Consider the following 13,599-nt stretch of genomic DNA (forward strand, 5'->3'; position numbering starts at 1 on the left):
ATAATTTTTTATTTAGTTATGGAATAATTAATTACTTTAATAAAGTGCTGGTTTAATAAAATAATTAATTATAATTGTTGAACAATTAAAAATGAGAGAATTATCTCTCATTTAAATTCTTATTAACATAACCATTAAGTTGATACGCCCAAAAAATTGTGTTTCTTTAAATAAATTAGAGGTTTTTTTATTATAAACACTATATATGTTTAAAATAAGAATATCAATAATTTGTTTTAATAATAATCTAAAATTAATTTACAAAAAATTTAATAAAATTAAGGAGAGATTTTAATTTATGCCAAAAGAAATTAAAAGAAAAAGAAAAGTTATTGTAGGAATGGTTCGTGGGGCAGTTTTGGCTGGTGGATTAATCTCGCGGGTATTATAGCAATTTCTGAAATATTAGTTCAAAATGAGGGGGTATATCAAGAAAAATTAAATATTTTTAATTGACCTGAATCTTATGGTGCAATATCAACTTTATTAAATATAAATAATGATTTATATGTCGGAACTAGTAATGGTGTATATAAAATTAAAGATAATGCAAGTAATACAAAAGATAAAATAATAACACCAATTAATGGTATTAATGGTTATATTTCTAGTTTAGTTGTTACTAATGATGGAACTGTTTATGTAGCAACTTTTGCTAATGGACTTTTTAGATATTCTTCTGAACAAAATATTTTGACACAAATATCAGAAATAACAGGAGAAGTTTATAGTTTAGTAGCTATGGGTAATAATGTATATGTTGGAACAAGAACTTCTGATTGTTATGGTAAGTTATTTATGATTGAATCTAATAAAAAAGTATCAGAAATTAAGGATTGAATTGAAACATATGGTGAAGTTAGAAGTTTAACAGTTATTGATAATGATTTGTAACTGGTACATATACTGGAAATTTATTAATATTTAAGCCTAATGGAATATTAGAATTATTAAAAAAATGAAATCAAAATAATGGTGAAGTTTGGAGTTTAATAGTTTTTGGTAAAGATTTATATATTGGAAGTAGAAATCAACTATATGAAAGTAGACTATTTTAACTTTCTCTTAAAGGAGAAAAAATAACAGAAACTATTGGTTGAAGAAATAATAAAAATTATGGTGAAATTTGAAGTTTAGCTGTTGTTAATAATGATTTATATGTTGGAAGTAGAGTTCAAGTTATTGATAATAAATTTTTTAAAGGTGGATTATATAAGTCATCTGATTGTGGTATTACTTTTACTGAAGTATTTGGTTGAAATAAAGATTATGGTGCGGTAGTAAGTTTATTACCTGCAGATAATAATTTATATATTGGAAGCAAAAACTATAGTGATAAAACTAATCAAAATTGTCAAGGGAAGTTATTTTTTAAAAGAATAAAATAAAATTATTAAAAAAATAAAAAACATTATAATAAAAATATTATAATATTTAGAAAATATTTAGTTTTTAAAATATTAATAAGATAAAGTATATTAATAAAAATTAATGAACATAGTAATTATTAATAATTTCACAATTTTCGATTGCATCTCAAAAATTATTATTTTTTTCTTTTATTTTAAAAATAAAAATAATTACTATGAATAGAAATACTGTATATAATAAAATTGGAACGATAATTATACAAAAGATAACTCCAATCTGTAATTGAATTCAAGGATAGTAATTATCAGGAAAATGATTTAAGTTACAGAAAGAACTTGCCGAAGTGCTAATAGTATAATTTAAACCAAAATGTTTTAATATTCTATATCCATCTTTAAAATTTGAATGACATTGTTCCTTATTATCGAATTTAAAATAAAAGTTACTAAATCAAATTAAGTATAAACCAGTAATTGTAATTAAAACCGTGATTGCAAATAATATTATAGTTGTTAACTGTAATATTTTAACTTTTTTCATTTTGATACCTCTTTAAATATAAAAAAACATTTTTAGATAATAAAAATAATAAGTTAAGAAGTATATTATTTTATGTAAAAATGATAACAAATTTATATTGTTTTTTACAATTATTGATTGTATAAGCAAAGTTTTAATTAATTATATAAATGAATAATATTAAGAAAATATTTGAATATTTTCTTAATATTATTTTGATTTATTAATTTGATTCAATATTCTACTTGCATCTAAATTAAATGGTATTACAATAATTTCATAGTGAATAATTTCGCGATTAGGATATCCAAATTTTGTCACTATTTCTTTAAAACTTAGATGAAATAGTGTTGCTAATTCTAATGTTTCAAATGCTTTATATTTTATGTCATCACTTTGATTTGTTTTATATTTTAATAAATAAATTTCTTTGAGTTTTATTTTCATTTCATTTTTATTGCCATTCATTTTTTTACCTCTCAAACTTATATAATTTAACAAGTAAATTATATATAAATTATATCATTTTACTTAATTCATATTTAGTATTTTTTATTAAAAAATTTTAATAAATATACAATAAAAATATGATTATGAAAACGTAGGTGATTTTGCAATAATATCATCATTAATTTTCTCTATATTCTCATTCTCATTTATATCTTTTATATCATCATCATTTAGTGTTGCTTCTTTTCCTAAATTTTGATTTCATTTTTCAATTTTTAAGATATGTATTTTAATCTTTGTCATTCTGAATCCTCTCTTAATAAAAACCTTGTATGAATAAATTATACAAAAATTTTTTTTACTTTTAAAAATATAAATTTTTATTATAAGAATATTAAATAAAAATTAAATAAAATATTGTTATTATATATTGCAATCGTGCTTGAACAAATATATAATATCTCTGTTGCTCTTTTTGGGACTATAGCTCAGCTGGTTAGAGCGCACGCTTGATAAGCGTGAGGTCGATGGTTCAAGTCCATTTAGTCCCACCATTATATGTGAAATTATGAAATAAACAGTTTTGTTTATTTTTTTTATTTAAATCAAATTAAAAATTATAATAAAGATGTAAATCAATTGATTTATTAAGAATATAAAAAGTTACCTGAATTGTAAAATTAAAAAGGACATTTATATAAAAATTAAATTGTGTTAATTCTATAATTAAGAAAAGAAAGGAATTAGCACAATGTATAAGTATCTGACTATTGAATCAATAATAGCAATAAAAGAATATAAAAGTTATGAATTTTCAATTCGTAAAATAGCAAAAGCTGTTGATTATAGTAAATCAACTGTACATAGAGTTTGCAGATTATTAAATCAAAACTTATTACCATAAGAAATATTGAATCAAATTCAAAAAAAGAAGCAAAATGCAGGTAGAAAATTAATAATTTTAACTTTAACAGAAATTAATACTATTAATTATTTGTTAATTACTAAAAATTATGCGCTTGATATAATTGCTAATTTTTTAAAGGAAAATAAAATAAAAAGTATTTCAACAAAAACTTTATATAACATGTTTAAAACAAATCGAATGGGTTTTGATGAAAATAACTTATTGAGAAAAGGAAAAAATAAACCTCATAAACGAAAAGAAACTAGAGGACGAATTAATAATTGTAAATCTATTCATGAAAGAAATTTAATCATTCCTAATATTAAAAATATACAAGAATTTGGTCATTTAGAGGGTGATACTATCATTGGTAAAGATCATAAAAGTTCTATTATTACTTTAGCTGATATATGATCAAAAACCACAATTCCTTTAGTTTCTAAAAATCATAAAGCAGAAAATATTACAAAAAGTATAATAAAATTTATTTCAAAGTTACAAAAAGGAACAGTTAAAACTATTACTTTTGATCGTGGTAAAGAATTTAATAAATGAAAATTAATCGAAAAAATTTGCAATGTTAAGATTTATTTTGCAGATCGTGGCAAACCTTGTCAAAGAGGTTTAAATGAAAATAATAATGGTATTTTAAGAAGATATTTACCAAAATCTACAGATCTATCTTTATATAAACAAAAAGACTTAAATGCTATAGCATTTCAAATTAATTCTACACCCAAAAAATCACTATCTTATAAAAGCCCAATAGACTTAATACAATTATTTTAAAAACTGTTCCATTTGTCCCATTTATATTTACAATTCAGGTATTAAATATAATTAATTATCAATGATATTATTGGCAATTAAATATAATAAATAAGTAACATTATGTACTTATTTATTTCAATGTTATAATTATTTTAAGATTAAATTTAAAAATATATAATTAGATTGGAAGTAAAAAATGATTCCCGAATATCGATTATTTAACCATCTTTTGCTTTTAAAAAGTAATTATTTTTTTAAGCGCGAAATTAAAAAAAAAATAGGTCATTTAAAAGCAAAAGATTATCGTAATACTTATAACTTAATATTTAATAGTAATCAAAATTTAATGTTTATGAAAATAGTAAGTGTTTATTTATATTTTAATAAAATTTCTTATAAAGAATATTTAAGATTAGTTGCAAATTTTATATTAACTATTTCTGCTTTAATTCCTACTTTTAAGCGTCAAGAAAAACAGTTAGATGATTATCAAAATGCCAAGGAACTTTTATTATTACTTGGATGTAAAGACCAAATAAAAGTTTGGTTTGATGATACTTCAAAAGTAGTATTACCTGATTTTTTGGTAAATAATTCTAATTTGAAAAAAGAAAGTTTGCTCATAATTAAAAGATTGGTAAATATTAGTGGTAATATTTTTATTAATTTAACTAAGAATGAAACAAACATAAAAAATAATTATGAGTTTGGAAGTTTATTAATGTTATTTTACTTGTTGGATTTAGAAACTAGAAAAACATTGCTGACAAAAGATAGTACTGATTTAAATTTAAAAGCTTTTTTTTCATATGAAACTTTATTTACTAATAAGTTGATAATTTTAGATGAATTGGTTAAATGTGCTATGCGCTTAGAACAAACTAATTTTAATTTTTATATTAGAATAATGAATTATTCTTTGTTAGGAAATTATCAATAAATTAAGGAGAAAAAATATGAATAATTATGATATAAAAGTTGAAAATATTAAAAGTAAATTTTTAAACATTAATAAAGATATTATTATTGCTTTACCTTCTATTTATGATCAAAATATTGCTTATGAAGTTTATTTAGTTTTTGATGGTAAAGATATGTTACTTAATAGTAATAGTAATATTTTATTTGAAAATAATAGTAATTGTATTTTTATTGGTATTGGTAGTACCAATAATATGACTCGTTTTAATGATTTAGCAACTTATACCAATGATGATGTAAAAATATTAATGACAAAATATTTTCCTGAATTAAAAAAAAGTAACATTGATTTTCTTGGTGGTAATGGTAAAAATTACTTAGAATTTATTATTAATGAGGTTATACCATTTGTTATTAAAAAGTTTAATTTAAAAATTAAAAATTTAAATGCCATTGGTTGTTCTTTGGGAGCATATTTTTGTTTACAAATGTTATATTTATCAAAATTACAATTTACAAAATTATTATTATTTTCGCCAGCAATTTGATTTAATTCACAAATTATTGAAGATTTAAAAACTAAAGTTTTAAATAATAATCAACCTTTAATAGTTGAACTATGGGTAGGAAAAAAAGAACCAAAGTTTTTTGAAGGGAAATTAGTAACAAATTATGAAAGTAATACTATTGAATTAAAAAAAATATTAACTAATAGAAAAATTACTACTAATTTAGTAATTGATGAAAATGGTAGTCATGGTTTTAAATGATGAATTAAATATATTAATGAAAATCCTGAATTGTAAATATAAAAGGGACAAATGGGACAGTTTTTAAAATAATTGTATTAAGTCTATTGGGGCTTTTATAAGATAGTGATTTTCTGGGTGTAGAATTAATTTGAAATGCTATAGCATTTAAGTCTTTTTGTTTATATAAAGATAGATCTGTAGATTTTGGTAAATATCTTCTTAAAATACCATTATTATTTTCATTTAAACCTCTTTGACAAGGTTTGCCAGGATCTGCAAAATAAATCTTAACATTGCAAATTTTCGAGGGACTTTCCTAAAAACTGTGTTTTTTAAATAAATTTTAGTTGTAAAATCACTAAGTTACACAGATTGCTGGAAAGTCCCTTTTTCGATTAATTTTCATTTACTAAATTCTTTACCACGATCAAAAGTAATAGTTTTAACTGTTCCTTTTTGTAACTTTGAAATAAATTTTATTATACTTTTTGTAATATTTTCTGCTTTATGATTTTTAGAAACTAAAGGAATTGTGGTTTTTGATCATATATCAGCTAAAGTAATAATAGAACTTTTATGATCTTTACCAATGATAGTATCACCCTCTAAATGACCAAATTCTTGTATATTTTTAATATTAGGAATGATTAAATTTCTTTCATGAATAGATTTACAATTATTAATTCGTCCTCTAGTTTCTTTTCGTTTATGAGGTTTATTTTTTCCTTTTCTCAATAAGTTATTTTCATCAAAACCCATTCGATTTGTTTTAAACATGTTATATAAAGTTTTTGTTGAAATACTTTTTATTTTATTTTCCTTTAAAAAATTAGCAATTATATCAAGCGCATAATTTTTAGCAATTAACAAATAATTAATAGTATTAATTTCTGTTAAAGTTAAAATTATTAATTTTCTACCTGCATTTTGCTTCTTTTTTTGAATTTGATTCAATATTTCTAATGTTAATAAGTTTTGATTTAATAATCTGCAAACTCTATGTACAGTTGATTTACTATAATCAACAGCTTTTGCTATTTTACGAATTGAAAATTCATAACTTTTATATTCTTTTATTGCTATTATTGATTCAATAGTCAGATACTTATACATTGTGCTAATTCCTTTCTTTTCTTAATTATAGAATTAACACAATTTAATTTTTATATAAATGTCCTTTTTAATTTTACAATTCAGGAATTTCAAGAAATTTATGGTTATAAAATGATAACTTTATGAATTAACAAAATTTATAATTTAAAATTAAAATTTCATATTGTATATAGATATATGAAAAATATGAGTTTAAAAGCTAAGGTTCGCATAAAAAAATTTGATTATAGAACTAAATCAGGAAGTTTAAGATATGATAATTTATTAAAACGTGATTTTTCAACTACTAATTTAAATGAAAAATTAGGTACTGATATAACTTATTTATTAACTAATGGTAAAACATATTATTTATCAATTGTTAAAGATTTTCATAATAATGAAATATTAGATTATAAAATAAGTGCAAGTTTAGACATGACATTTGTTGTCCAAAACATTATCCAAGCTTGAGTTAATGCTCAAAAACCTACTTCATGAATTTTACAATCAGATCAAGGATTTCACTATACAAATCCTTCTTATAAAATTTTATGTGATGAATTAAAAAATAAAAATTTCAATGTCTAGAAGAGGTAATTCCTGTGATAATGGTGCTACTGAAACTTGATTTGGAACAATGAAAACAGAATTTCTATATCAAATTCCAAGAAAAAATAGAACTATTGAATGAATATAAGACAACTTACCTAAATATATTTACTTTTATAATAATTATCGACCTCAAATAAAATTAAAAGGAATGAGTCCAATCGAATATCGATTAGCTCATTCCAAACCAACAAATAATTACTTCATACCTATAAATTTAACACTTACAAACGCTATTTTATAAAATTTAATAAAAGGTTACTTTTATTGTCCACTTTTCTTGACAAGTTCAATGCATGGTTATAATTATTTAACTATTCGTTATGCAAACACTAGTTTTTTAACTGGAATGATTAAGAATCATAAAAATAATCATATTTTATTTGATAATTGAATTATTAAAAAAGCAGATACTGATGTTTGATAATTTATATTATTTTTCAAATTTTTTTGTTATGATAAAAAATTTCTAATATAATTTAAATTTTTAAATTGATTAAAATTAAAAATTTGTATAGTATTTTAATTATTATTTTTATATTTTCATTTCTAAAAATTTATCTTTACATTTAATTAAAAATAGTGTATTATATTTAAGTTGTTGATTAATTCGCAATTTTCTTTTAAGATATGATTGATAAAAAAATATCAAAAAGTTGTTAATGATGTCAAAGAAATAAATAATATCATGAAATTATTTGACAACTTTTAATTTTAGAAAAATTAGATGAATTAATACTTTAAAATGTAAGTAAGTATATTATATATAAATAATAAATAAAACTAATCCTTTTTTAAAATAATCCTCTTTTAGAGGTTATTTTTCAGGTTATAATTATCATTTTTTCTAAATTTATTCAAAATTTATTTTTAAGGAGAAATATATGAGTTTTACAGAACTAAATTTAAAACAAGAATTAACTGCTGCTATTGCTAAATGAGGTTATACTACCCCAACACCAATTCAAAAGAAGACAATTCCAGTTTCTTTACAAAAAAAAGATATTATTGGAAAAAGTCATACCGGAACGGGAAAAACTGCTGCTTTTGTCTTACCTATATTACATAATTTAGATATAAAATTATATCGTAATCAAGCCATTATTGTTTGTCCAACTAGAGAATTGGCAATCCAAGTTGCTAAACAAGTAAAAAAATATGCTTATTTTTTAAATGGTGTTAATGTTGCTTTATTATGTGGTGGTGTTAATATTAGAAATCAATTATATGATTTAAGAACTAGTAATATAGTTGTTGGAACACCAGGAAGAATTACTGATCATATTAATCGTGGTAGTTTAAGATTAAATTCAATTAAAACATTAGTTTTAGATGAAGCAGATGAAATGTTAAAAATGGGATTTAAAAAAGATATTGATTTCTTATTTGAGAATTCACCACAAAATATTCAAACTGTCCTTTTTTCAGCAACAATGTCAAAACCAGTTTTAAAAATTGCTGATGATTATCAAAATAATCCAGTTAGTATTACTGTTGAAGATGAAAGTCAAAAATTACAACAAGCAAATATTAAACAATATTATTTTGATTGTCGTAATATAACAAAAGAAACTGCATTAGTTACTTTATATCAAAAATTACAACCACAATTAAGTATTGTTTTTTCAAATACAAAAGCTTTTACTAACAAAATTGCACAATTATTAGAACAAAATAATATTAAATGTGCTGTTATTAACGGTGATAAAAGTCAAAGAGAACGTATGGAAGCAATGAGACAATTTAAAAACGGTAAGGTTAAAGTATTAATTGCTACTGATGTTGTTGCTAGAGGAATTGACATTAATGGCATTGATTATGTTTTTAATTATGATATTCCACGTGAATATGAATACTATACTCATCGTATTGGTAGAACAGCTCGTGCTGGAGCACAAGGAACTGCTATTACTTTAGTAAGTAATAGAGTTCAATATAATGAAATTCAAGAAATTCAATATTATCAAAATCATGAAATTACTTTACTAGATACTACAGGTTGAGATTTACCTAAAAATGTTGTTAAAGCACCAACTAAATTAAATTTTTCATCTCATAATAATAGAAATGATTTTAAACGTAATGTTGATAATAATTCAAAATGAAAAAGAAAACCAAAATATTAAAATTAATCATTTTTATAAAAAAATCACTTAATAATTAAGGGTAATGTTTAGTAATCTGTGTAACTTACAAAAATAACTATGTTTAATTAATTCTAGTAAATATAATTAAATGACTAGAAAGAGTGAGTTACAGATGGCTAAAAAGCAAAATATTAATAATAATGATCCAATATCAAAAGCAGTAGATTTATTATTAGAAAATACTGAAGATTTAACAACAGTTTTTAAAGAGGGAGAATTGTATAAAGAATTAACAAAAAGATTAGTAGAAAAAATGTTGAATTCTGAGATGCAAAATTATTTAGGATATGATAAGAATCAACATAGTAATAGTGACAATGCTCGTAATGGTATAAGTTCAAAAAAATTAATAACTCAACAAGGTAAAATTGAGATTGATGTAGCACGAGATCGCAATAGTAATTTTAATCCTGTAATAGTTGCAAAAAGACAAAGAAGATTTGATGGTTTTGATCAACAAGTTCTTTCTTTATATGCAAAAGGTATGACATTATCAGATATTAGAATGCAATTACAAGAGTTATATCATGGTGCTGATATTAGTGAAAGTGTTATTAGTCAAATTACTGATGATGTTATTGATGATGTAAAAGCATGGCAAAATCGACCATTAGAAAGTGTCTATCCGATTGTTTATTTTGATTGCATAATAGTGAAAGTACGACAAGATAAAAGGATTATTAATAAATCAGTTTATATAGCTTTAGGAGTTGATTTAGAAGGTAAAAAAGATGTTTTAGGTTTATGAATTAGTGAAAATGAAGGTGCTAAATTTTGATTAGCAAATTTAACAGAAATGAAAAATCGTGGCTTAAATGATATTCTTATTGCCTGCAGTGATAATTTAACAGGCATGTCAGAAGCAATACAATCAGTTTATCTTAAAACAGAACATCAATTATGCATAGTTCATCAAATTAGAAATAGTTTTAAATATGTCTCATATAAGCATAGAAAATCTCTAGTTGCAGATTTAAAACCAATTTATACTGCATGTAGTGAAGAACAAGCAATGCAGGCTTTAGAATCCTTTGAAAATAAGTGAAATAAACAATATCCTCAAATTGCTAAATCTTGATATAAAAATTGAGATAATTTAATTGTTTTTATTAGTTATCCTGCAGAAATTAAAAGAGTGATTTATACAACAAATGCTATTGAATCTGTAAATAGTCAATTACGAAAAGTTATCAGAAATAAAAAAGTTTTTCCTAATGATATGGCAGTTTTTAAAATATTTTATTTAGCAATTGAAAATATAACAAAAAAATGAACAATGCCCATTCAAAATTGAAATACAGCAATTGCTCATTTTATGATAAAATTTGAAGATAGAATTAATCTAAACTAGTACTTTGTAAAACAAAGATACACAGATTACATAAAAGCCTCTAATTAAGTGATTTTTTTATAAAAATGATTAATTTTATAAAGTTTTTTTATTTTCATTTTTTTTCTTATTTTCTATTTCTTGTTGTTGTCTTTCTTTTTCAGCTTTTTCGGATTCTTTTTTTAATTTATTAGCTGCAATTTTTTCTTTTATTCTTGCTATTTCTTTTTCTCTTTTATTTTTTTTATCCATAAAAATCCCTTTCTCACTACTTTTTTGGTATATTTATTCTATACATCTAAAATACCCAAAATAAGTGTACATTTTTTAGAAAAAAAATAAATATAAAATATTAAAAAAGTCACTCTTTTTAAAAGAGTGACTAAAAATTAAATTACCAGTAATAGTGCTTTTAATTGAATGGCATTGGATGGTATATTCCTGTATTTGTTGATGGTTGGTTATTTATATCATTTGCAAATTCATATGGATTGTCAATAGGAAATTCTTCTATTGATGTTTCGTCATCAGTTTCTTTTTCATTTGATGATTTTTCTGATTCTATTTGTTGTGATAAAACTTCTTCAATACCAGAATCTTCAAATTCTTCTTCCTGATATTTTTTAAACAATTCATCAAAAGTTGTGAATTTCCCATTGTTTTCTAATTTTTCTAAATTTTTTTCAAGAAAAACTGCTTCTTTTTTAGTAAATCCACAACAACTAGTTAATATTTCTGTTATTTTTTTTATAGTTATTGGTTGATTAAATACATCTTTATAAAAATCAGAAATAGCAAAAGCAATCATATCAATTGCTGTTACACCAATTGAAAATCCTAATGTTGTTCATCTAACAAATTTTTCATAAAATAATTTTGTGGCTTTTTGAAATCCATATTCAGTAACTAATGCAGCTTCTGTTTTAACAGCATTAACAGTACAAGTGACTGATAAAAATAAAGGGATTGCCATTAATATTTTTTTATATCTAGTTTGTTTTTCAACTCATTTTGAAAGTTTTTCAGGACAAAGATTAGTTGGAATTCCTAAGTTTGTTAAACCCGATTTAAAAATATTATTAATTGGTCTCATAACAAAATAACGACTTATATTTGCTGCTAAAGCACCTGTAGTAAAAATGTCTTTCGTGATTCAATCATGTAAATTAAAATCTTCTTTAGAAGTATTTTCTGATGAACCAGTTAGAATAATATGACTACCTGCCCATGTTAGTGTTTCTAAAGTTAAATTAACTAAAAGATTACGTCCTCAATTAGTTACTAATGCTATTGGTTTATTATTTTGTTGTTCCATAGTTTTAATTGTTTTATTTGCTAAAGATATTACTTGTTTAATTTCAATATCATTATTAGCATTATTATTTTCTGTTTGTGAATTAATAATTAGTTTTTTAATTCGTTCAATTTCTTTTTTAAAATTTGGATGATATTCAAATTCTGTTTCTACACAATTTTCAATTTGATTAAATTTCTGTATTAAATCATTAAGTATGGAAATATTTGAAAAATATTTCATTAATTTTTGATGGTCTTCTTCAAATAAAAGTGTTTCAAATATTTCTTTATATTTTTCAAAGTCACTGGTATTAAATTGATTGATTTCAATGGGATTTGTTTTGTTTTTTTTATTAAAAAAAACATTTCGTGATCAACTTGAAGCTGCTGAAGTGAAAAATGTGCCAAGTGCAGTATCAAGTAATACCATAACATAATTTTGTCAATTTCAAAATATAGCATCAATATAATCTTGGGATGTGTGTTCTTTACCATCAATGGGAAAATTAGAAACTACTCTTTGTAAATTTTTACCAGTAAGTCCAATATAAATTTCTAATAATCCTAAAAATTTATATGCAATATTTCTTATTATTCCTGGTTTTGTTTGATCAATAAAATTTTGTATTATTGTTAAAAACTTATATAATTTTAATAAAACATTTAAATCTCTATTATTAGAATTTTCTTTAAATAATTTTAATTGTTCATTAAGTGAGTTGGTATTTGTTATAAATTTATTAAGATTATTAATAGTTTTTATAGTAATACCTTCTAAGAATTGATCTTCAAGTGATAATTTTCTTTCTTTTTTTTGAAAAGTTTTTAAATCTAAATTATCATGAATATATTCATTAACATCATTGTATTCTTTTTTATATATTTCTATTGTATTTCTATTAAAGTTTATTTTTAATAATTCTAAAATCACTATAATTACTGTTCCATTTTTTTCAACAAATGTTAGTTTTTGTCAGTATTGATTGTTATTAATGGTAATAGTGCTTTCATTAAAAAAAGTTAAACTATCAAAGTTATTTCTAATTTGGGTTTCATATTTTCAATTTTCATTATCATCGAGTTTTTTTTGTGTTGTTCCTCCATAACGACTATTACAAGTTATTCAATTATTTTCTTCACTATCTTCTATTTCGATGATTGTACTTGAACTATTAAGACTTTCAGTACTACTTGAATTACTATTATTTATAGAAGATTGTTGCTGGGTAATTCCATAATTAGTATGTTTATTTTTTTCTAATAAAGGTTTTTTTTCTTCTTTTGGCATTTTATTTTCTCCTTTAAGTATAAAAGTCCTATTTTGTTTTTATAAACAAAATAGGACTTAAAAATATATTTAAACATATATCTGATTTGGATTATATCATTTATTTAATAGTTTTTAAATAAAAAATATTTTTTATATATAGT

The 13,599-nt window shown here is 22.0% G+C and carries 12 protein-coding genes, 1 tRNA gene and 2 pseudogenes; 9 read left to right on the plus strand and 6 right to left on the minus strand.

Annotation, left to right across the window (positions count from 1 at the left end):
- Positions 1 to 693: 693 nt before the first annotated feature.
- The gene (locus ACQH20_RS02245) at positions 694 to 894 is read left to right on the plus strand and encodes a hypothetical protein (RefSeq protein ID WP_425377372.1); all 201 of its coding nucleotides are present in this window, start codon (positions 694 to 696) and stop codon (positions 892 to 894) included.
- A 594-nt stretch (positions 895 to 1,488) separates the two neighbouring features.
- On the opposite strand, the gene ACQH20_RS02250 is transcribed toward ACQH20_RS02245, so the two are convergent.
- From ACQH20_RS02250 to ACQH20_RS02260, 3 genes are all read right to left on the minus strand, one after another.
- Positions 1,489 to 1,911, minus strand: a complete 423-nt coding sequence (locus ACQH20_RS02250) for a hypothetical protein (RefSeq protein ID WP_425377373.1) — start codon at positions 1,909 to 1,911, stop codon at positions 1,489 to 1,491.
- A gap of 189 nt (positions 1,912 to 2,100) precedes the next feature.
- Complete coding sequence (locus ACQH20_RS02255) at positions 2,101 to 2,358, minus strand: hypothetical protein (RefSeq protein WP_281748997.1); 258 nt, start codon at positions 2,356 to 2,358, stop codon at positions 2,101 to 2,103.
- A 123-nt stretch (positions 2,359 to 2,481) separates the two neighbouring features.
- Entirely contained in the window at positions 2,482 to 2,643 is a 162-nt protein-coding gene (locus ACQH20_RS02260) for a hypothetical protein (protein ID WP_252319474.1), read from the minus strand.
- 174 nt (positions 2,644 to 2,817) lie between these two features.
- Here ACQH20_RS02260 and ACQH20_RS02265 point away from each other — a divergent pair.
- The 4 genes and pseudogenes from ACQH20_RS02265 (at position 2,818) to ACQH20_RS02280 (ending at position 5,745) form a co-directional block, all read left to right on the plus strand.
- Positions 2,818 to 2,894: transfer RNA gene (locus ACQH20_RS02265), tRNA-Ile, on the plus strand.
- Between the two features lie 197 nt (positions 2,895 to 3,091).
- Positions 3,092 to 4,036 (plus strand): annotated as a pseudogene (locus ACQH20_RS02270) (IS30 family transposase).
- 178 nt (positions 4,037 to 4,214) lie between these two features.
- A complete protein-coding gene (locus ACQH20_RS02275; protein WP_425377374.1) occupies positions 4,215 to 4,958 on the plus strand; it encodes a hypothetical protein in 744 nt (247 codons plus the stop codon).
- Positions 4,959 to 4,974: 16 nt separating this feature from the next.
- Positions 4,975 to 5,745: an alpha/beta hydrolase-fold protein gene (locus ACQH20_RS02280; RefSeq protein ID WP_425377375.1), complete on the plus strand. Its 771-nt coding sequence runs from the start codon at positions 4,975 to 4,977 to the stop codon at positions 5,743 to 5,745.
- 27 nt (positions 5,746 to 5,772) lie between these two features.
- Here the strand turns inward: ACQH20_RS02280 and ACQH20_RS02285 are convergent.
- Positions 5,773 to 6,804: pseudogene (locus tag ACQH20_RS02285) on the minus strand (transposase); the annotation flags it as partial.
- Between the two features lie 111 nt (positions 6,805 to 6,915).
- Here ACQH20_RS02285 and ACQH20_RS02290 point away from each other — a divergent pair.
- The 4 genes from ACQH20_RS02290 to ACQH20_RS02305 all read left to right on the plus strand — a co-directional run bounded on the left by ACQH20_RS02290 (position 6,916) and on the right by ACQH20_RS02305 (position 10,893).
- The gene (locus ACQH20_RS02290; protein ID WP_425377376.1) at positions 6,916 to 7,374 is read left to right on the plus strand and encodes a hypothetical protein; all 459 of its coding nucleotides are present in this window, start codon (positions 6,916 to 6,918) and stop codon (positions 7,372 to 7,374) included.
- Positions 7,375 to 7,675: 301 nt separating this feature from the next.
- On the plus strand, positions 7,676 to 7,822 hold the full coding sequence (locus ACQH20_RS02295; RefSeq protein WP_425377377.1) for a hypothetical protein: 147 nt from the start codon (positions 7,676 to 7,678) through the stop codon (positions 7,820 to 7,822).
- Between the two features lie 457 nt (positions 7,823 to 8,279).
- A complete protein-coding gene (locus ACQH20_RS02300; protein ID WP_425377378.1) occupies positions 8,280 to 9,521 on the plus strand; it encodes a DEAD/DEAH box helicase in 1,242 nt (413 codons plus the stop codon).
- Between the two features lie 133 nt (positions 9,522 to 9,654).
- Positions 9,655 to 10,893 carry an IS256 family transposase gene (locus ACQH20_RS02305; protein WP_425377567.1) on the plus strand — a complete coding sequence of 413 codons (1,239 nt, stop codon included), beginning with the start codon at positions 9,655 to 9,657 and terminating at the stop codon, positions 10,891 to 10,893.
- A gap of 75 nt (positions 10,894 to 10,968) precedes the next feature.
- Here ACQH20_RS02305 and ACQH20_RS02310 read toward each other — a convergent pair whose 3' ends face one another.
- Both ACQH20_RS02310 and ACQH20_RS02315 read right to left on the minus strand, forming a co-directional pair.
- On the minus strand, positions 10,969 to 11,124 hold the full coding sequence (locus ACQH20_RS02310) for a hypothetical protein (RefSeq protein WP_425377379.1): 156 nt from the start codon (positions 11,122 to 11,124) through the stop codon (positions 10,969 to 10,971).
- 160 nt (positions 11,125 to 11,284) lie between these two features.
- Positions 11,285 to 13,456: a hypothetical protein gene (locus tag ACQH20_RS02315; protein WP_425377380.1), complete on the minus strand. Its 2,172-nt coding sequence runs from the start codon at positions 13,454 to 13,456 to the stop codon at positions 11,285 to 11,287.
- Positions 13,457 to 13,599: the final 143 nt, after the last annotated feature.

Source organism: Spiroplasma endosymbiont of Aleiodes alternator, assembly GCF_964031135.1.
In the GTDB taxonomy this organism is placed as follows: domain Bacteria; phylum Bacillota_I; class Bacilli_A; order Mycoplasmatales; family VBWQ01; genus Spiroplasma_E.